At 46.4% G+C, this 20,283-nt stretch carries 19 protein-coding genes; 16 read left to right on the plus strand and 3 right to left on the minus strand.

Annotation, left to right across the window (positions count from 1 at the left end; genetic code table 11):
* Window positions 1-164 precede the first annotated feature (164 nt).
* From BSO02S_RS23740 to BSO02S_RS23750, 3 genes are all read left to right on the plus strand, one after another.
* Window positions 165-386, plus strand: coding sequence for a YuzB family protein (locus BSO02S_RS23740; protein WP_066073681.1), 222 nt, complete (start codon window positions 165-167; stop codon window positions 384-386).
* A gap of 135 nt (window positions 387-521) precedes the next feature.
* Window positions 522-1,820 carry an HD domain-containing protein gene (locus BSO02S_RS23745; RefSeq protein ID WP_066073684.1) on the plus strand — a complete coding sequence of 433 codons (1,299 nt, stop codon included), beginning with the start codon at window positions 522-524 and terminating at the stop codon, window positions 1,818-1,820.
* Window positions 1,821-1,865: 45 nt separating this feature from the next.
* Window positions 1,866-2,375: a YwgA family protein gene (locus BSO02S_RS23750; RefSeq protein WP_066073686.1), complete on the plus strand. Its 510-nt coding sequence runs from the start codon at window positions 1,866-1,868 to the stop codon at window positions 2,373-2,375.
* 144 nt (window positions 2,376-2,519) lie between these two features.
* Here the strand turns inward: BSO02S_RS23750 and thmT are convergent, their stop codons facing one another.
* Window positions 2,520-2,705 carry a 2-hydroxymuconate tautomerase gene (gene thmT / locus BSO02S_RS23755; protein WP_066073689.1) on the minus strand — a complete coding sequence of 62 codons (186 nt, stop codon included), beginning with the start codon at window positions 2,703-2,705 and terminating at the stop codon, window positions 2,520-2,522.
* A gap of 203 nt (window positions 2,706-2,908) precedes the next feature.
* Here thmT and BSO02S_RS23760 point away from each other — a divergent pair, with 203 nt between their 5' ends.
* Window positions 2,909-3,559 carry a site-2 protease family protein gene (locus BSO02S_RS23760; RefSeq protein ID WP_066073692.1) on the plus strand — a complete coding sequence of 217 codons (651 nt, stop codon included), beginning with the start codon at window positions 2,909-2,911 and terminating at the stop codon, window positions 3,557-3,559.
* Between the two features lie 15 nt (window positions 3,560-3,574).
* Window positions 3,575-4,087, plus strand: coding sequence for a YwhD family protein (locus BSO02S_RS23765; protein ID WP_066073732.1), 513 nt, complete (start codon window positions 3,575-3,577; stop codon window positions 4,085-4,087).
* A gap of 183 nt (window positions 4,088-4,270) precedes the next feature.
* On the opposite strand, the gene BSO02S_RS23770 is transcribed toward BSO02S_RS23765, so the two are convergent.
* Entirely contained in the window at window positions 4,271-6,337 is a 2,067-nt protein-coding gene (locus tag BSO02S_RS23770; RefSeq protein ID WP_066073695.1) for a transglycosylase domain-containing protein, read from the minus strand.
* 201 nt (window positions 6,338-6,538) lie between these two features.
* Here BSO02S_RS23770 and speE point away from each other — a divergent pair, with 201 nt between their 5' ends.
* The 5 genes from speE (at window position 6,539) to BSO02S_RS23795 (ending at window position 11,113) form a co-directional block, all read left to right on the plus strand.
* Window positions 6,539-7,366 carry a spermidine synthase gene (gene speE, locus BSO02S_RS23775; protein ID WP_066073699.1) on the plus strand — a complete coding sequence of 276 codons (828 nt, stop codon included), beginning with the start codon at window positions 6,539-6,541 and terminating at the stop codon, window positions 7,364-7,366.
* Window positions 7,367-7,445: 79 nt separating this feature from the next.
* On the plus strand, window positions 7,446-8,318 hold the full coding sequence (gene speB, locus BSO02S_RS23780) for an agmatinase (RefSeq protein WP_066073702.1): 873 nt from the start codon (window positions 7,446-7,448) through the stop codon (window positions 8,316-8,318).
* 344 nt (window positions 8,319-8,662) lie between these two features.
* Window positions 8,663-9,061, plus strand: coding sequence for a YwiB family protein (locus BSO02S_RS23785; RefSeq protein WP_235846998.1), 399 nt, complete (start codon window positions 8,663-8,665; stop codon window positions 9,059-9,061).
* Window positions 9,058-10,728, plus strand: coding sequence for an arginine--tRNA ligase (gene argS / locus BSO02S_RS23790; RefSeq protein ID WP_066073705.1), 1,671 nt, complete (start codon window positions 9,058-9,060; stop codon window positions 10,726-10,728). The genes BSO02S_RS23785 and argS overlap by 4 nt, the downstream gene beginning before the upstream one ends.
* A 205-nt stretch (window positions 10,729-10,933) precedes the next feature.
* Entirely contained in the window at window positions 10,934-11,113 is a 180-nt protein-coding gene (locus BSO02S_RS23795; protein ID WP_066073708.1) for an H-type small acid-soluble spore protein, read from the plus strand.
* A 38-nt stretch (window positions 11,114-11,151) separates the two neighbouring features.
* Here the strand turns inward: BSO02S_RS23795 and cls are convergent, their stop codons facing one another.
* Window positions 11,152-12,354, minus strand: a complete 1,203-nt coding sequence (cls, locus tag BSO02S_RS23800; protein ID WP_066073711.1) for a cardiolipin synthase — start codon at window positions 12,352-12,354, stop codon at window positions 11,152-11,154.
* Between the two features lie 184 nt (window positions 12,355-12,538).
* Here cls and BSO02S_RS23805 point away from each other — a divergent pair, with 184 nt between their 5' ends.
* The 6 genes from BSO02S_RS23805 to BSO02S_RS23830 all read left to right on the plus strand — a co-directional run bounded on the left by BSO02S_RS23805 (window position 12,539) and on the right by BSO02S_RS23830 (window position 20,214).
* A complete protein-coding gene (locus tag BSO02S_RS23805; RefSeq protein ID WP_066073715.1) occupies window positions 12,539-14,653 on the plus strand; it encodes a (Fe-S)-binding protein in 2,115 nt (704 codons plus the stop codon).
* Window positions 14,654-14,885: 232 nt separating this feature from the next.
* Complete coding sequence (locus tag BSO02S_RS23810) at window positions 14,886-16,073, plus strand: acetyl-CoA C-acetyltransferase (RefSeq protein ID WP_066073718.1); 1,188 nt, start codon at window positions 14,886-14,888, stop codon at window positions 16,071-16,073.
* A 199-nt stretch (window positions 16,074-16,272) separates the two neighbouring features.
* The gene (locus BSO02S_RS23815) at window positions 16,273-17,124 is read left to right on the plus strand and encodes a 3-hydroxybutyryl-CoA dehydrogenase (protein WP_066073721.1); all 852 of its coding nucleotides are present in this window, start codon (window positions 16,273-16,275) and stop codon (window positions 17,122-17,124) included.
* 27 nt (window positions 17,125-17,151) lie between these two features.
* Window positions 17,152-18,282 carry an acyl-CoA dehydrogenase gene (locus BSO02S_RS23820; protein WP_066073724.1) on the plus strand — a complete coding sequence of 377 codons (1,131 nt, stop codon included), beginning with the start codon at window positions 17,152-17,154 and terminating at the stop codon, window positions 18,280-18,282.
* Window positions 18,283-18,424: 142 nt separating this feature from the next.
* Window positions 18,425-19,564 (plus strand): acyl-CoA dehydrogenase, encoded by a 1,140-nt coding sequence (locus BSO02S_RS23825; protein WP_066073726.1) that lies wholly within the window; start codon window positions 18,425-18,427, stop codon window positions 19,562-19,564.
* Window positions 19,561-20,214 carry a TetR/AcrR family transcriptional regulator gene (locus BSO02S_RS23830; protein ID WP_066073729.1) on the plus strand — a complete coding sequence of 218 codons (654 nt, stop codon included), beginning with the start codon at window positions 19,561-19,563 and terminating at the stop codon, window positions 20,212-20,214. Before BSO02S_RS23825 ends, BSO02S_RS23830 begins: the two co-directional genes overlap by 4 nt.
* The last annotated feature ends 69 nt before the right edge of the window (window positions 20,215-20,283 follow it).

The following is a 20,283-nucleotide window of genomic DNA, read 5'->3' on the forward strand; positions in this document are numbered from 1 at the left end:
CGCTCCAGTCCTGTCGTGCGCTAAACGGGCGCCTCCGCTTTTCTTGATTGCAACTTGCATTAGGAGGAAAGAAATTGTAAAATACCTTTGGAGTTAATATACTGTTTTAATGCGATCCTTGATGGATAAAATAAATAGATTGACGGAAAGAAAGGGTTGTGAAGATGTCCAATGAATTTCGCGTTTGCGATGATTGCCAGGCCGTGAATTTAAAGACATTGATCCCTCGTTTGAAAGAAATCGATCCGGATGCTGAAGTCAAAATTGGCTGCCAATCCTATTGCGGGCCTGGCCGGAAAAAGACCTTTGCCTTCGTTAATAACCGCCCATTGGCTGCGTTAACGGAAGAGGAATTGATGGAAAAAGTAAATAAAAAGATCAAATAATCACCTTGGACCAATTGCTTAGGTGATTTTTCTTTTTCGATAAATGTCGAAAAGTCCTGTAGAATTTTGCTGAAAATTGGGTGGCAATTGGGATATAATAAAAGCAAGTTAGTATTCGAGGAAGAGGGAATTAGGGTGGCATATTCGACGGAAAAACTTCGAGAAGAAAAAGTGTTTAAAGACCCCGTCCATCGCTATGTCCATGTGCGTGACCGGGTGATTTGGGATTTAATCGGGACGAAGGAGTTTCAGCGCCTGCGCCGGATTAAACAGCTGGGGACGGCCTTTTTGACCTTTCATGGGGCGGAGCACAGCCGCTTCAACCATTCGCTTGGGGTCTATGAAATTGTCCGCCGCATCATCGATGATGTCTTTGCCGGCAGGCCGGAGTGGAATAACGATGAACGCCTGCTCACGCTTTGTGCAGCCCTGCTCCATGACCTCGGACATGGTCCGTTTTCCCATTCCTTTGAAAAAGTGTTTGACCTTGATCATGAAGAATTTACCGGGAAGATTGTCTTAGGGGATACGGAAGTGAATAAGGTCCTCCTGAGGGTGAGTCCGGATTTCCCGACGCAAGTAGCGGAAGTCATCGCGAAGACATCCGAGAAAAAGCTGGTCATCAGCTTAATTTCCAGTCAGATTGATGCCGACCGGATGGATTATTTGCAGCGCGACGCTTATTTTACCGGTGTCAGCTACGGTCAATTTGATATGGAGAGAATATTAAGGGTAATGCGGCCAAGGGAAGACCAGGTCGTGATCAAGAAAAGCGGGATGCACGCGGTTGAGGACTATATAATGAGTCGCTACCAGATGTATTGGCAGGTTTATTTTCACCCTGTTTCACGTAGTGCCGAGGTGATTTTGACAAAAATCCTTCACCGCGCCAAGCAATTGTTTAAAGAAAACTATGCGTTTACGTATGAACCGATCCACTTTACGTCCTTCTTTAATGAACAAGTGACATTAGCAGACTATTTAAAATTAGATGAATCCATCATTTTATATTATTTTCAAAATTGGCAGGAAGAGAGAGACCCCGTTTTAAGTGACCTTTGCCGGCGTTTTGTCAATCGCAATCTATTCAAGTATGCCGAATTTGATCCTGCGAAAGAATACAAAAAGCTCGCTGAACTAGGTTCCTTATTCGAAAAGGCGGGGATTGACCCTGACTATTATTTGGTTGTCGATTCATCCTCGGATTTGCCGTACGATTTTTACCGGCCGGGTGAGGAAGGGGAGCGGCTGCCGATTCATTTATTGATGAAAAATGGGGAATTGCGGGAGCTTTCGCGGGAGTCGGAGATTGTTGATGCGATTTCGGGGAAAAGACGAACCGACCATAAGCTTTATTATCCGGCTGATTTCCTTGAGGATGCTGCTGGTGAGCAAGATATTATTAAGAAAATTCGTGCGCTTTTGGAAATATAAGAGTAGATATGAGACCTGTTAAGATGGAGTAGGAGATGACGAATATTGTTAAATGATCATGCGAAGCTGATGCAGGCGGTGATGGTTGCTGGTGAAATTACTGGCCGGAAAAAGCTGCAAAAGATGATATATATAGCGAAAAAGGTTGATTTTCCGTTTCAGGAGCGCTTCCAGTTTCATTTTTACGGGCCTTATTCGGAGGAATTGACGACGAGGGTGGAAGAGCTTTGTAATATGGGTTTTCTCAATGAAGTGAAGGAGAAAAAGGGCGGCTATTTTCAATATCGCTACACGCTGACAGATCCGGGGATGGAATTCTTGAGCTTGAATGAGGTCGAGATGCCTTATTTGCAGGATTGTCTTGTTGATATGAATGAGCAAAATGCTAGATTTCTTGAGCTTGTGTCGACGGTTTTATATTTTGATAATCTATCAAAAGCGGAGGTGGCGGGCAAGGTATTTACCTTGAAAGCCAGCCAGCGCTACACCGAGGCGGAAATTGATGAGGCCTATCACTATATTGAGGCATTAAAAGAAAAAGCTAAGCTCCATTAAAACTGGGAGCTTAGCTTTTTTTGCTGGTGCCTTTTTGCTGGTGCCTGACACCAATACTTAGGGGTGTCCACCCCGCGCGTACAAATGTCCACGAGTGGTGCCTGACACCATAAATGACACCAAATGAAACCATAAAAACACCAATTATTTGTCGCTTGCGCGGACGCCGGCAACTGCGTAGTTGTTTTTGCTCATTTCTTCGATGAAGACGGTGATGTTTTCTTTTGGGGCGCCGGTTGTTTCGCTGACTGCGTCGGTTACTTTGGTAACGAGCGCCCTTTTTTGATCGTCTGTGCGTCCTTCGAGCATTTTTACGGTAACGTATGGCATGGTTAGTTCCTCCTTTACTGCGTAACTGTAAGTTAGTGTTCCACAAATAATGAAAAAGTGCAATAACTATTGGTACATTTGAATTTCTTTTTCTAAGCGGGTTCATGTATACTGAAGGGAATATGAGCGCCAGAAAATAGAAAAGCGGAGGCCGCCATTTCGATATGCCCGCCATCCGCTCCTAGAAGGAAGGAGAAACACATTTGGATAGATTTCTTGCATATCCGCTCGAGCTGATTCCCTATGTAGCGATTACGCTTGTCTTTGCCTTTACGTTTCATGAGTTTGCCCATGCGTTTGTGGCCTATAAATTCGGAGACATGACAGCGGCAAAGCAAGGGCGGCTGACATTAAATCCGCTCAAGCATCTTGACCCAATCGGCACGATCCTAATTTTTATTGCCGGCTTTGGCTGGGCCCGTCCGGTTCCGGTTAATCGCTTTTTCTTTAAAAAGCCGCGCTTAGCAGGCATTCTTGTTTCGGTAGCTGGGCCGCTTTCTAATTTGATTTTGGCTTCGATTGGCTTTATCGCAGGGTACGCTTTAACCCGATCCGGCGTGGAGCTAAATGATAACTTTAATAACTTTCTGATGATCTTTATCAACCTTAATATTGTCTTGTTTGTTTTTAATCTGCTCCCGTTTCCGCCGCTGGACGGATACCGGATTATTGAAGATTTAGCCCCAAATCAGGCGCGGGCAAAGATGACCCAGTATGAACAGTACGGGATGCTGATCTTTTTGATTTTAGTGTTTACGCCGCTTGATAACTATACGATTCAGCCAATTTTTAATGTGGTTATCCCTTGGGTAAGAGAAGGGTTAAGCAATTTCTTTTATAGTATCTTTTTCTAGGAGGTCGTCATGTCGATGGAAGAAAAGAAGAAAAAACTTGGTTTTAACATTATCAAAAAAAGTGATCCGACCGATGGGCACAAGGGTTATGGCAAAGGTGCCCTCAGCCTTGATAATGTTTCCCCGGTAATGATTGATGTCGAGGCGGGGGAAGCGGAGATTGATGTTGGCGCATTGCATGCCCGCAGTGCAGTGGAAAAGGGGATTAAGTTTTTAAAGGTCCAAGAGGAAGTGCCAAACGGCAAACCGTATTGGCTCGTTTGGGTGACGATTGACCGCAACGAAGCTGGTCCCTATTATGCAGGCGTTACCGCTTGTTATATGACGGTGGACCGCGAAATTCGGCGCGGCTACAAATCACTGCCCGAGCACGTCAACCGTATGGATAAGTCATTGAAGCGCCACATCATTGTCGATGATATGGATGAAAAGTCAAAAAAGGTGCTGGCCGATTTCCTGCGTGGACATAATGAGGTATTGTGGAATAATTCAAGTGATGAGTTGAAAAAAGGGCTACTGGCAGAATAAAATTGCAGAAGCGGCCATTTTCCTGTAGTTTTTTTGAAAAATAGGTAGTATGATAAGCAATGTGTGAACACGTAAAACTAGGACAAGAAAAGCTCCGGATTATTCCGGAGCTTTTCTATTTGAATAGAATGGGTCCAACCTGAGCGGCTGGTGGGCTTCGTGAAACGCCACCTGCCGCTTTTCTTAACCCCAAGGCAGGATTTTTTTATACCATGGCACTTTCTTGTTGTCTGTCTTCTTGCCCGGTACTGAATCCGGATTATTGATGTGCTCGGTGCAATAGTCGGTTGGTTCGGTCCCGGCAACAAAATAAGTGAACCGGCGGACCGGGCAATCCTTCGTTGCAAGCTTGCCATTGGCGGGATTAACGTAAACGCCGATAACTCCGTCCTTCGGCGGTGTAAACGCCTTGACGGGCTTCCCTTGCAGCGCTTCCTCCATAAAGTTGGCCCAGATGTTTTTGGCGTACGTTTTTTCCGCGGTTAGCTCAAGCGGCTTGCCAATATCATAACCTGCCCAGACGGCCGTGACCAGCTGCGGCGAGTAGCCGATCATCCAGCTGTCCGTTTCCGTTGAGCCTGATTTTCCGGCATATGGACGGGTAATATCCTTGATAATCGTACTGCCGGTTACTTTCGTATAACCGTTTAACTTTGAATCAAAGATGCCTGTCAACATTTGCGTCATCACAAACGCCTTTGCCGGATCGAGCACCTTTTTCGACCGCTTTTCTTTTTCAAAAATAACATTACCATTATAGTCTTCCACTTTCGTAATCAATGTCGGATAAACCTGTTTTCCACCGTTGGCAAGCAAACTATAGGCATTCGCCATTTCAATCACGCGAACCCCCGAAGTCCCCAATGCCAGCGAAGGAACTTGGGCCATTTTTGAAGACAGTCCAAACTTCCGCGCCGTCTTAATTAACGAATCTTCTCCTAAAAATAAATGCGTTTTTACCGCAAAAATATTATCGGAGACGGCTAAGGCTTGGGCGAGGGTGATTTCACCGTCCGCATACTTGTTATTAAAGTTATGGGGCGTATAATCGGCTTGGCCATCATCAAAATGGAACGTCGTCAGCTCACTCCGCATCGTCGAGGACGGAGTAAAGCCTTGCTCTAAGGCAGCATAATAGAGGAGCGGTTTAATCGTCGAGCCCGGCTGTCTTATCGCCTGGACAGCCCTGTTAAACGGGCTTTTTTCATAATCCCTGCCCCCAACCATCGCCTTCACATCGCCGCTTTTTGGATCCATTGCCACTAAGCCGGCCTGGATTTCCGAGCTGGGGTCGACATACTGCTGGACCTGCCGTTCGGCATCCTCCTGCTGCTTGGTATTAAGGGTGGTAAATACCTTTAAACCGCCGAGGGCAATCGTGCGGTCATCCAAATGTAATTGATTTTTCAGCGCATTTTGGACGGCATCCTGAAAATAGGGCGCCATCTTCACCTTTTGAGTGGAATGTGTCCCCACAAAGGTAAGTTTTTTTTCAGCCGCTGTTGTGGCGGCTTCTTTTTTGATGTAGTGATTTTTCACCATCGATTGCAGAATAATCGCCTGGCGGTTTTTAGCGTTTTTTATGGAGGCGAGCGGCGAGTAGAGGCCCGGCCCTTTCGGAATTCCTGCGAGCATACTCGCTTCGGAAAGGTTTAGTTTGGCTGCCTTTTTTCCATAATAGTACTGGCTGGCTGCTTCGACACCATAGGCACCGTTTCCATAATAAATCGTGTTTAAATAGCCTTCGAGAATATCATTTTTTGAATAATTCATTTCGAGACGGATCGTATAAAAGGCCTCACGCAGCTTCCGATTCCATGTTTTGTCGTGTTCAAGAAAGAGGTTCCGGGCATATTGCTGCGTGATCGTGCTTGCGCCCTGGACCTTAGCAAACGCTTGAATATCAGCAAGTACAGCGCCAGCGATACGTTTATAATCGAAACCATTATGGTTGTAAAAATTTTTATCCTCAATCGAGACGGTCGCGTTGACTAAGTCCGGTGAAATATCCTTTAAGCGGACCCAATAGCGTTTTTGACCGCTATTGCTCTCGCCAATCAACGTACCATCATCGGCGAAAAATAACGTCGATTGCGGAACGGCCAGCGGCGGAGCCCCTAACACTTTGGCATAGCCGAGAATGCCAAGGAAGAGGAGAAGCATACAAATCATGCCTATCAAACTGATGATAATTAATGCCCGCAAATATTTTATGGTCTTTCGAAACCCTTGATCAGTCATGATTTCCACGTCATTCACCTCACTGTTTTTCCAGTTTTTTAAAAAATAGATAGTAATAGTATTGAAAAAATAGAGTCTTTTTAAACATGGATGAAAAATTTCTTTAAATTTTGCTAGACTTTTTTTTCCGTTTGTAATTCAATAGGTTGGGTAGCATAAAAATTACAGGCAATTGTATGAAAATGAGATACAGATGAAAGGAAGATAAATATGACAATTTGGTTTACAGAAAAGCAAACTGAAAACTTTGGGATCACAATGAAAGTGAATAAAACTTTACATACAGAGCAAACAGACTTTCAAAAGCTTGATATGATTGAAACAGAAGAGTGGGGCAACATGCTGTTATTAGATGACATGGTGATGACCTCTGTCCGCGATGAATTTGTTTACCATGAAATGGTTGCGCACGTGCCGTTGTTTACGCACCCTAACCCGGAGCATGTGCTTGTTGTCGGCGGCGGCGATGGCGGCGTGATTCGTGAAATCTTAAAGCACCCAAGTGTGAAAAAAGCGACGCTTGTCGATATTGACGGTAAGGTGATTGAATACTCGAAGAAATTTCTTCCGGAGATTGCCGGCATGCTTGATGATGCGCGCGTTGACGTTCAAGTGGGCGATGGCTTTATGCATATTGCCGAAAGTGAAAATCAATATGACGTGATAATGGTCGATTCAACAGAACCAGTCGGTCCGGCGGTAAACCTGTTTACAAAAGGATTTTATGCAGGAATTTCTAAGGCGTTGAAAGAAGATGGAATTTTTGTTGCCCAATCCGATAACCCTTGGTTTAAAGCGGACTTAATCCGTACCGTCCAGCGCGATGTGAAGGAAATTTTTCCGATTACCCGTCTTTACGTGGCGAATATTCCTACCTACCCAAGCGGTCTATGGGCATTCACCATCGGCTCGAAGAAATACGATCCATTAGCGGTGAGAGATGATCAGTTCTTTGACATCGAAACAAAATACTACACAAAAGAACTTCACAAAGCAGCGTTTGTCTTGCCGAAGTTTGTTGGCGATTTAGTTAAGTAATGTGTGTGGGGTCAGACCCCATTTGAGTTAATGCGTTATAGCAGCGGGGGTCTGACCCCGCTTGAAAGGAGTTATTATGATGCGTTTTGATGAGGCCTATTCAGGTAATGTATTTATTGGGAGTCACCCGAATTTTGAGGAAAGTCAGGTTGTCTTGTACGGGATGCCGATGGATTGGACGGTCAGCTACCGCCCTGGTTCTCGTTTCGGCCCGGCACGTATTCGCGAGGTGTCGATTGGTCTTGAGGAGTATAGTGCCTATCTTGACCGCGAGCTTGATGAGGTAAAGTATTATGATGCGGGCGATATTCCGCTTCCGTTTGGAAATCCGCAGCGCAGCCTTGATATTATTGAAGAGTTTGTCGACCAAATCCTTGCTGCCGGTAAGTTCCCGCTTGGCATGGGCGGCGAGCATCTCGTTTCATGGCCGGTGATGAGGGCTGTTTATAAAAAGTACCCGGATTTAGCAATTATCCACTTTGACGCCCATACCGACCTGCGTGAGAATTACGAAGGCGAGCCGTTGTCACACTCGACTCCGATTCGCAAGATTGCGGAATTGATTGGTCCGAAGAACGTTTATTCGTTCGGAATCCGCTCGGGGATGAAGGAAGAATTCGAGTGGGCGAAGCAAAATGGCATGCATATCTCGAAATTTGACGTGCTTGAGCCGTTAAAGGAAATCCTGCCAACACTGGCCGGCCGTCCTGTTTATGTGACAATTGATATCGATGTCCTCGATCCGGCGCATGCACCTGGAACCGGTACGGTCGATTGCGGCGGCATCACGTCGAAAGAGCTGCTCGCTTCCATCCACGCGATTGCCCGTTCCGAAGTAAACGTTGTCGGCGGCGATCTTGTTGAGGTTGCACCCATCTACGATCCATCCGAGCAAACAGCAAACACGGCCAGCAAGCTGCTGCGCGAAATGCTGCTAGGCTGGGTGAAATAAATATTTGGTGCCTGACACCAATTTTTAAATGACACCAATTAAAGTGGCGGTGCCTGTCCCGAGGTCGGGGCGGGCATCTTTTGATTTGTACGGTTACAATGTTTATAATAGAAAAAGTATGAGATAAGACACGCCTGATAATTCGCAGGACTAGAATCATTTCGAAGATGAGCCTAGGTTCCTTTTTAAAAAGGCCTTTATGGAGATTCGCAAATAAAAGGCTAACATTCGCAAATAAACGTCTTTGATTCGCAAATAAACGTCATTGATTCGCAAATAAACTTGATATTTTCGCAAATAAACGAGGCAGTTTGTGGAAAAAAGAATAAGGGAGTGCAGTTTCGTTGGAGATTCCCGTGAAAATTAAGGTAAAAACGACGATTGATGAGCAGGAAACGTTTGAATTGACGGCTTTTGGCCGCTATTATAAAAAGAATCATGCTTTTTTCCTTCAATATGAGGAAGTGATGGAGGAGGGCAGTGTACGCACGATTGTGAAGGTGGCGGCGGATGAGGCGCTGATTTTACGGGGCGGTGCGGTGAAAATGCGGCTTCCGTTTCGTTTGCATGAAAAACTGCACGGCAGCTATGAGATGCCGTTTGGCACGTTTGAAACGACGACATTGGCGAGGAGAATCAAGCATACTGAAGGTCATCTTGACATCCTTTATGATTTTGTGATGCAGGGCGCAGCCAGCGGTACATACCATTTAGAAATTAGCTTTCAGGAGGATTTGAAATGAATATAGTTGAACAAGTGCAAACGAAGATTAAAGCCGAGATTCGCGCAGCAGTGTTGAAAGCTGGGCTTGCGACGGAGGAGCAGATTCCCGATGTGATTCTTGAAATCCCGAAGGAGAAAACGCACGGTGATTACGCGACGAATATGGCGATGCAGCTTGCTCGTGTCGCCAAGAAGGCGCCGCGGATGATTGCCGAGGCGTTGGTGGCAAATTTTGACCGTTCGCAGGCTTCGATTGAAAAAATTGAGCTGGCGGGGCCGGGGTTTATCAATTTTTATATGAATAATAGTTACTTAACCGAGTTGATTCCGACGGTGCTTGAAGCTGGGGACGCATACGGTGCGACGACGGTCGGCAATAAGCAGAAGGTCCAGGTGGAGTTTGTCTCGGCCAATCCGACGGGTGATCTGCACCTGGGTCATGCCCGCGGTGCGGCGGTCGGCGATTCGCTTTGCAATATTTTGGACAAGGCAGGCTATGAAGTTTCCCGCGAATACTATATTAATGATGCCGGCAACCAGATCAATAATTTGGCGTTGTCTGTCGAGGCCCGCTATTTCCAGGCACTTGGTTTGGAAAAAGAAATGCCGGAGGGCGGCTACCATGGGGCCGATATTATTGGCATCGGGAAAACGCTGGCGGAGGAGTTTGGCGACAAGTATGTGAACGTTACGGAAGATGACCGTCAAGCATTTTTCCGCGCGTATGGCTTGAAGTATGAAATGGCGAAATTGAAAGAGGATCTTGAAGATTTCCGCGTTCGTTTTGATGTCTGGTTTTCGGAAACGTCGCTTTATCAAAATGGAAAAATTGATGAGGCCTTGGCAGCGCTCAGGGCGAGCGGCTATGTCTATGAGGAAGACGGGGCGACCTGGCTTCGTTCGACGGACCTTGGTGATGACAAAGACCGGGTGTTAATCAAGCAGGATGGTTCGTATACGTATTTGACGCCAGATATCGCTTACCATAAGGACAAGCTTGGGCGCGGTTTTGAAAAGCTGATTAATATTTGGGGTGCCGATCACCACGGCTATATACCAAGGATGAAGGCGGCAATTCAGGCGTTAGGCTATGACCGTGAGGCGCTTGAGGTCGAAATCATTCAGCTTGTTCACCTCTATAAAGATGGGGAAAAGATGAAGATGAGTAAGCGGACCGGGAAGGCCGTGACGATGCGTGATTTGGTCGATGAGGTCGGCCTCGATGCCGTCCGTTATTTCTTTGCGATGCGGAGCTCAGATACGCATATGGACTTTGATTTGGATTTAGCGGTGTCGGAGTCGAATGAAAATCCAGTGTATTATGCACAGTATGCGCATGCACGGATTTCAAGTATTTTGCGTGCGGGTGTGGAGCAGGGTGTTCGGGTCGATGCGGATGCTGATTTTTCGTTGGTGGCTTCTGAAAAAGAGATGGACTTATTGAAGAAGCTTGGTGAGTTTCCGTCGGCTGTCGGCGAAGCGGCGTTGAAGCGTGTGCCGCACCGGATCACGAATTATATCTTTGAGCTGGCGTCAACGTTCCATAGTTTTTATAATGCCGAGAAAGTGCTTGATCCAGAGCACCCAGAGCGGAGTAAGGCGCGTCTGGGCTTGGTAAAATCCGTGCAAATTACCATGAAAAATGCACTTGCCTTAATTGGCGTTTCTGCACCGGAAAAAATGTAATATGGTCGTTTTTGGGCTCCCTTTCTTGTTGAGAGGGGGCTTTTTTGTGGCCGAATCCCAATACCCTCCTAAAAATTCCATCTTGCAATAAAAGCTTGGCTTCATTCAGAATGAAAACTATAAACTGACCACAGCTATCATGAATATCCCACCCAAAAAATGCAAATAGTAATAAGGAATTTTGAGTGAGGAGTGAACCGAACGAATGAATGTAGGAAGAGCAATGGAAATTGTTGAATCCGCTGATATGGTCAGTGTTACGTACGAGGGGACGCCTGTAATCATTCAACATGTGGATGAAGCCGCAAAACTAGCAAGGATTTATTCAAGAATGGACCCAGATCACGAAAGAGATGTCCCAGTTTTAAACCTAATAGAAGAATAAGAACAGAGTCTCCGACACCCTCGGGGACTCTGTTCTTTTTACAAAAAGTAAGAAATTGCACCAGCGATACACTCCTTCACCGACCTCGAAATATTGCGCTTATTTAACACTTCCAATGACAAAAGGACGGAGTCGCCGATATCCTTATTGATAATTCCCTTTAAGCGCTCAATAAAGGCAGGATCATAAATATAGCAATTAATTTCCTTATTTAAAAATAAGCTCCGTTTATCAAAATTAGCGGTTCCGATATCGCAGATTTTATCATCAATGACAATGGTCTTCGCATGATAAAAGCCATTTTTATATTGATAAACTGCCGCGCCTTCTTTAATCAGCCGCCGTAAATAGCGGTAGGAGGCTTCTTGGACAAGGAGATGGTCAGCAGTATAGGGGACAATAACCGTAATATCAATGCCGCGCTGTAAGGCTGCCAGTAAGGCTCCAAACAGTTTTTTACTTGGAATAAAATAAGGAGAACCAATGATAATCGACTGATCTGCCTGTCCCATCAATCGGATAAAAAATTCCTCCAGATGTCCGGCAGCGGTTGGAATAAACTGATGGCGAATCACACCTTGTGGCCTCACCGGGAAATAATCCGGATTCCCCTGTAAACCCTTGCTCGTTGCCTCCTGCCAATCGATGAAAAACTCACTTTGCAAAAAATTGACACTCTCACCGGTAATTTTTAAATGATAATCCCGCCATGGACTCAAGACAGGATCTTCATCAATATATTCTTTGCCAATATTAAAACCGCCGAGATAGCCAATCATCCCGTCAATAATGGTAATCTTACGGTGATTCCTGACTTGGGAAGAATAAAAAAGATAGGGAGGCCTAATCGGATTACTAAAGGAAAATTCCACCCCCGCCTCCCGCAGTTCCTCAACAGCTGCCTTGGTAACCTTCCAGCTGCCAACCGGGTCAACAAGGAGGCGCACTTCTACCCCCGCAAGTGCTTTTTCTTTTAAAAGAGAGAAAAATTCCCGACTGACCGCATCATCCTTGACGATATAAAATAATACATGAACATGTTTTTTCGCGTCTCTAATCGCATGAAAATAATCGATGAACAATTCCCTGCCATGCGTAAAAATTTCAAAATTGCCGTGAAGGATTGCTGTTTCAGTTCGACTGACAAGGGAGGTATGTTTCCGCCGGCCTAGATTAAAATCTAAAACAAGCCAGATAATGATAAGAATCAGCAGAACGCTTATAATGAGTGCAAAATTCATCTAGAATCCTTCCTCCAATCAGTGTTGTTAGGATTTCCGAAAGCGTTCGTTTCTATAAGTTGTAACAACTTTGCAAAAAATTGGTTGACTGAATGCTCATTCATCATATAATAGAGTTAAGCGTAAGTTCTGAAAATTGATTATTTTCTATGACTTGCAAATAGTAGGGGAAGGGGCGTTTCACATGAATGGTCTATTATGGGTCAACCTCATTGCATTTTTGGCTGTAACCGCTTACGCAATCAGCCTGTTCGTTTATGTTGTCAAAACACGGATTGAATTCATAAAGCTTGGCAAGAAGGTCGACTTTGATAACAATGTCAAAGAACGTCTGCACAAAATTTGGGTTAATGTATTTGGACAGAAGAAACTGCTGAAGGATAAAAAAAGCGGAGCGATCCATGTTATGTTTTTTTACGGTTTCATCCTTGTCCAATTTGGTGCGATTGATTTTATTATCAAAGGAATTAAACCAGGGGCACACCTGCCGCTTGGGCCGTTATACTCAGGGTTTACTTTTTTTCAAGAGCTTGTCACACTGACCATTCTCGTGGCGGTCATCTGGGCCTTCTATCGCCGTTATGTTGAAAAATTAGTCCGTTTAAAACGCAATTTTAAATCAGGTCTTGTGCTCATTTTTATCGGCGGTTTGATGGTTTCCGTCCTCATCGGAAATGGTATGGGCATCATCTGGCATGGGGAGGAACCATCTTGGACAGAGCCTGTCGCCTCGCTCCTTTCGCTCGGATTTTCATGGCTTGGTGAAACCGCCTCCATTGCCATTTTTTATGTGGCCTGGTGGGCGCACTTATTATTCTTATTAACCTTTCTAGTGTATGTACCGCAGTCAAAGCACGCCCACTTAATTGCCGGTCCGGCCAATGTTTATTTCAGCCGGTTAGAAAACGCCGGAAAGTTGAAAAAGGTGGATTTTGAAGATGAAACACAAGAGTCGTTTGGAGTGGGAAAAATTGAAGACTTCACCCAGCACCAAATGATTGACCTTTATGCCTGCGTTGAATGCGGCCGCTGTACCAACATGTGTCCAGCAACGGGGACAGGCAAAATGCTGTCGCCAATGGACTTAATCGTAAAGCTCCGTGACCACTTAACAAATCACGGCGCGTCCGTAACCTCTAAACAGCCATGGGTGCCGACATTTGCTTTTGGCGGGACAAAAGGAAACCAAATTGCCCTTGCCGCAGCGGGACAAGGTGCCGGGGAAACTGCTGCAGCCCTAGCTTACAGTCCAAGCTTGATTGGCGACGTGATTACGGAAGAAGAAATTTGGGCGTGTACCACCTGCCGTAACTGTGAAGACCAATGTCCAGTCATGAATGAACACGTTGATAAAATTATTGACCTTCGCCGTTATCTAGTGTTAACAGAAGGAAAAATGGACCCGGATGCGCAGCGCGCGATGACCAATATTGAGCGTCAAGGCAATCCGTGGGGCTTAAACCGCAAGGAGCGCGAAAACTGGCGCGATGCTCGCGAGGATGTTCAGATACCAACGGTGAAGGAAATGAGCAAGGCCGGTGAAGAATTTGAATACCTTTTCTGGGTCGGCTCGATGGGTTCCTTCGATAACCGAAGCCAAAAGATTGCCTTATCGTTTGCGAAGCTGATGAACGAAGCAGGCGTGAAGTTCGCAATCTTAGGTAACAAGGAGAAGAACTCTGGTGACACACCGCGCCGTCTTGGAAACGAGTTCTTATTCCAAGAGCTGGCGACAAAAAATATTGAAGAATTTGAAAAGGCTGAGGTTAAGAAAATCGTTACGATTGACCCGCATGCCTATAATATTTTCAAAAATGAATACCCTGACTTTGGCTTGAAGGATGTTGAAGTATACCACCATACGGAAGTGCTTTATGAGCTGGTCCGAGATGGGCGAATTGTTCCTAAGCATGCCGTAAACGAGACGATTACCTTCCATGATTCTTGTTATTTAGGCCGTTATAACGATGTGTACGATCCGCCACGTGAGATTTTAAAGGCGATTCCTGGCGTTAAGCTTGTTGAAATGGAGCGGAGCCGGGAAAAAGCGATGTGCTGCGGGGCCGGCGGCGGCTTGATGTGGATGGAGGAAGAAACAGGCCACCGCATTAACGTGAGCCGAACCGAGCAAGCCTTAGAAGTCAATCCATCGGTGATCAGTTCAGCCTGTCCATACTGCTTAACGATGCTGTCCGACGGAACAAAGGCAAAAGAAGTGGAAGAAAATGTATCCACCTATGATGTCGCCGAACTGCTTGAAAAGACCGTTTTTGGTGAAGTAACCGCGGTCGCGTCATAAGATCATTTGAAATTAGCAGAAGTTGAATGTTTTGTGAATACGTGAAATTTTAAAAATTTTGTGTAAAAATATTCAACTTTTGCTATTTTTTATATAAAATAGAAGATATGAATAAAACGCTTACAATCATTCGCAGCGAGGAAAAAAACAGGCTTGCGTTACTTTTTTTGAATAAATTTGAGCGAGCGTTCAGTCGGTAGGAATAGTTTTAAAGAAAAGGAGCGTGTGTTGAATGGGGAAAACGGTCATTTTAAGTGGGGTTCGAACACCTTTTGGAAAATTAGGGGGAGCATTAAGCAGCTTTACCGCGGCCCAGCTTGGAGGCATCGCTGTGAAGGAAGCATTGCTGCGTGCTGGAGTGAAACCGGAAGAAGTGCAGGAAGTCATTCTTGGAACGGTATTACAAGGTGGACAGGGACAAATCCCATCCCGTCAGGCAGCACATCACGCCGGACTCCCATGGGAAGTGAAAACAGAAACGATTAATAAGGTCTGTGCCTCGGGGATGCGCAGTGTCACCCTGGCCGACCAGATCATCCGCGCCGGTGATGAGGAAGTGATTGTCGCGGGCGGAATGGAATCGATGAGCAACGCCCCCTATATTCTGCCAAAAGCAAGATGGGGTTTCAGAATGGGCGACGCGGCGGTCAAGGATTTGATGATTCATGACGGCTTGAGCTGCAGCTTTACCGGTGTGCACATGGGCACGTACGGAAATTCGACGGCGGAAGAGATGGATATTAGCCGCGAAGCGCAGGACGAGTGGGCTTTGAGGAGCCATGTCCGGGCAATTGCCGCGATTGAAAGCGGGAAATTTGCTGAAGAAATTGTTGCTGTTGAGGTTCCACAGCGAAAAGGAGCACCAGTCGTTGTCGAACACGACGAGGGGCCGCGAAAGGATACATCACTCGAACGGCTTGGCAAACTAGCACCGGTATTTAATGGGGCGGGAACAATTACCGCTGGGAATGCCCCAGGGGTCAACGACGGTGCGGCCGCCCTCGTCTTAATGAGTGAAGAGCGTGCTGTCCGCGAAGGCCGTCAGATGGAAGCGGTAATTTTGGGGCATGCCGCTATTGCGGTGGAACCAAAGGACTTTCCGCAGACGCCTGGACTTGTCATCAATGAACTTTTACGAAAAACGGGCCGGAGCTTGGAAGAAGTTGATTTATTTGAAATCAATGAAGCCTTTGCAGCTGTTGCCTTGGTGAGCGGGAAGATCGCCGGGCTTGACCCGGAAAAGGTCAATGTCAATGGCGGTGCGGTTGCCCTTGGACACCCAATTGGCGCAAGCGGTGCGCGCATCATCCTGACGTTAATGCACGAATTAAAGCGCCGTGGCGGCGGAATTGGTGTGGCTGCGATTTGCAGCGGCGGCGGGCAAGGCGATGCCGTGATGATTGAAGTTCCGAAGGCGTAATTTTAGCCTGGTATGGGTCCGAATTCGGGATTGGTTTTTCCGATAAATGTCTAATTATACAAAAGGGCATAAAAAATATACAAAAGGGTGAAAAAAATAGACAAAACACCCGAAAATATGAACAAAACCATCAGAAAAATAAACAAAACAAATTTTTCAAATAAAAAAATGGGGCTAAACCCAATTTGGAGGGGAAAACATGAAAATTTCAAAGATAATGGTCATCGGTGCCGGGCAAATGGGCTCGGGGATTGCCCAAGTTTGCGCCCAAGCAGGGTACCAGGTTTTATTAAACGATTTGAAACCAGAGTTTGTGGAACGCGGCTTAATAGGAATCAATAAAATTCTTACCCGCAATGTTGACAAAGGCCGCATATCCCAACAACAGAAACAGGTAGTATTGAGTAGCATTACGCCGTCAACCGATCTAAATGATGCCAGTGATGTTGACCTTGTCATCGAAGCGGCCGTTGAAAATATGGAAATTAAAACGAAGATCTTTGCCCAGCTGGATGAAATTGCCCCGGCCCATGCGATTTTGGCAAGCAACACCTCATCACTGCCAATCACGGAAATTGCCGCGGCAACGAAACGTCCGGAAAAGGTCATCGGTATGCACTTTATGAACCCTGTTCCGGTCATGAAGCTGGTCGAAATTATCCGTGGCCTCGCAACCGCCGATGAGGTGTATCAAGATATTGAAGATATGACAAAAACTTTAAGTAAGGTACCTGTCGAAGTCAATGATTTTCCTGGCTTTGTCGCCAACCGTGTGCTGATGCCGATGATCAACGAAGCGATTTATACATTGTATGAGGGCGTCGCCACGAAGGAAGCGATTGATGAAGTGATGAAGCTTGGGATGAATCACCCGATGGGGCCGTTAACCCTTGCTGACTTTATCGGCTTGGATACATGTCTGTACATTATGGAAACCCTTCACGAGGGCTTTGGCGATGACAAATACCGTCCCTGCCCGCTGCTGCGTAAATATGTGAAGGCAGGCTGGCTTGGCAAGAAAACAGGGCGCGGGTTTTACACGTACGAATAATCCATCCTCTAAAGGGGGAGATGACAAATGAATTTAACATTTACAGAAGAACAAGAAATGATGCGAAAAATGGTGCGTAATTTTGCCATTAGCGAAATTGCTCCATTCATTGAGAACATGGAAAAAGGAGAATTTCCGCGCGAGATCCTGCGCAAAATGGGCGAACTTGGCCTGATGGGGATTCCGGTTCCGGAAAAATACGGCGGTGCCGAGATGGATTTCACCTCCTATATCATCGCAATTAATGAGATTTCGAGGGTAAGTGCGACACTAGGTGTGATCCTGTCTGTTCATACCTCAGTCGGCACAAATCCAATTGTTTATTTTGGGACGGAGGAACAGAAGCAAAAGTATGTACCGAAGCTGGCGTCGGGCGAGTATTTGGGCGCCTTCTGCCTAACGGAGCCAAGCTCCGGTTCCGATGCGGCCAGCTTAAAATCGCGCGCGGTCAGGAAGGGCGATCATTTTGTCCTTAATGGCTCGAAGATGTTCATTACGAATGGCGGGGAGGCTGATATCTATATTGTCTTCGCCAGCACCGAGCCAAAATTAGGAACAAAAGGGATTGCGGCCTTTATTGTTGAAAAAGATACCCCGGGCCTTGTGATCGGCAAGGATGAGCGGAAAATGGGGCTGCATGGTTCACGGACAGTGCAGTTGACGTTTGAGGACATGCGCGTTCCGGCGGAGAACCTGCTTGGCAAGGAAAGCGACGGCTTTAAAATTGCGATGGCCAATCTTGAGGTCGGCCGGATTGGGATTGCCACTCAGGCGCTGGGTATTGCTGAAGCCGCGCTGACGGCCGCATGCGACTATGCGAAGGAGCGACAGCAATTTGGCAAGCCGATTGCCGCGCAGCAAGGAATCGGTTTTAAGCTTGCTGATATGGCGACTAGTGTGGAGGCAGCAAGACTACTAGTCTACCGGGCTGCTGATTTACGAAGCCGCGGTTTGAAATGCGGTTTAGAGGCGTCGATGGCGAAACTATTTGCGACCAAAACGGCGGTCGAGGTAACGACGGAGGCGATTCAAGTCTTTGGCGGTTACGGCTATACCGAAGATTATCCAGTAGAACGTTACTTCCGCGATGCCAAGGTGACGGAAATCTACGAGGGCACAAGTGAAATTCAGCGGATTGTGATCAGTAAGTATCTTTGATTTGGTAGAGGGAACGCCACTTTACAGTATTATCCGGGAAATGTCGTAAGTGATGAAAATTAGGTAGTAAAGACCGAAAAATAGATAATTAGTGCGTTGAAATCAAGAATATGCAACCCATATTTCAGAGGAGGACTACCAAATGAACTTTAAATTATCAGAAGAGCATGAAATGATTCGTAAAATGGTGCGTGATTTTGCGCGGAACGAGGTGGCACCAACGGCGGCAGAACGCGATGAGGAAGAACGCTTTGACCGCGAGATTTTTGACAAAATGGCCGAGCTTGGCTTAACAGGCATTCCGTGGCCGGAAGAGTACGGCGGCATTGGCAGTGATTACCTAGCCTATTGCATCGCCGTCGAGGAGCTTTCACGTGTCGACGCATCAACAGGCGTTATGCTATCAGCCCATACGTCCTTAGCTGGCTGGCCAATTTACAAATTTGGCAGCGAAGAGCAGAAACAAACCTATCTGCGCCCAATGGCAGAGGGAAGCAAAATCGGCGCCTACGGTTTAACTGAGCCTGGCAGCGGCTCAGATGCAGGCGGTATGAGAACAACAGCGCGCTTAGAAGGCGACCATTACGTCCTCAATGGCTCAAAAATTTTCATTACAAACGGCGGAGTGGCCGACATTTATGTCATTTTTGCGCTGACTGACCCATCCAGCAAACAAAAAGGAACAACCGCCTTTATTGTCGAGAGTGACTTCCCAGGCTTTTCTGTTGGGAAAAAGGAAAAGAAGCTAGGGATTCGTTCGTCACCAACAACTGAAATTATTTTTGAAGATTGTAAGGTTCCTGTTGCCAACATGCTCGGTGCGGAAGGCGAAGGCTTTAAAATTGCGATGATGACGCTAGACGGCGGCCGCAATGGCATCGCGGCGCAGGCCGTTGGGATTGCTCAAGGTGCGCTGGACGCTGCCGTCGATTATGCAAAAGAACGCCAGCAATTTGGCAAGCCAATCGCGGCACAGCAGGGAATCGGCTTTAAGCTTGCCGATATGGCGACAGGAATTGAAGCGTCAAGACTATTAACCTACCAGGCGGCATGGCTCGAGTCAAACGGTCTCCCATACGGAAAAGAGTCGGCGATGTCGAAGCTGTTTGCCGGCGACACCGCGATGAAGGTGACAACCGAAGCCGTTCAAGTCTTTGGCGGCTATGGTTATACGAAGGATTATCCTGTCGAGCGATTCATGCGTGATGCAAAAATCACCCAAATCTATGAGGGCACACAAGAGATCCAACGCCTCGTCATTTCAAGAATGATCACTAAATGAAAAAGCGCGAAATCCAAGCCTCTGTAAAAGATGAACGCCTTGTCCAAAAGCGGCGTGACCAAATGATCAAAGGGGCGGTAACACTTTTTAAACAAAAGGGGTTTCACCGGACGACCACAAGGGAAATCGCCAAAGCGGCCGGATTCAGCATTGGCACACTTTATGAATATATTCGGACAAAGGAAGACGTCCTCTATCTTGTCTGCGACAGCATTTATGATCAAGTCAGTGAGCGCCTGCAGGAGGACCTCGAAAACAAGCAGGGAACCTTGGAAAGTCTGAAACTGGGGATCACCAACTTCTTCCAGGTTATGGATGAAATGCAGGCGGAAGTGCTTGTCATGTATCAGGAAGTGAAGTCACTTTCGAAGGATGCTCTCCCGTATGTGTTGAAAAAGGAAATGGAAATGGTTGCGATGTTTGAGCATCTGCTGGCCAGATGCGTTGAAAACGGCGAGCTAAAGCTATCGGAAAAACAAGTCGAACTCATTGCCCATAATATTTTTGTGCAGGGGCAAATGTGGGGATTCCGGCGCTGGGCCTTAAGAAAGTTATTTACGCTCGAAGAATATATCAACTTGCAGACGGAGCTCTTGTTTACGGGGATCGATGGCGAGGTTTCGGCTGCAGGAAAAATTCCGGAAAAGTAACTAAAGCTGCGAACAGTGTACGGAGTTCATTTTTACATTAGTAATGTCTAGCTCCAGCGCCCTAGCGGC

The organism is Neobacillus soli NBRC 102451 (assembly GCF_001591665.1).
GTDB classification, from domain to species: domain Bacteria; phylum Bacillota; class Bacilli; order Bacillales; family Cytobacillaceae; genus Neobacillus; species Neobacillus soli.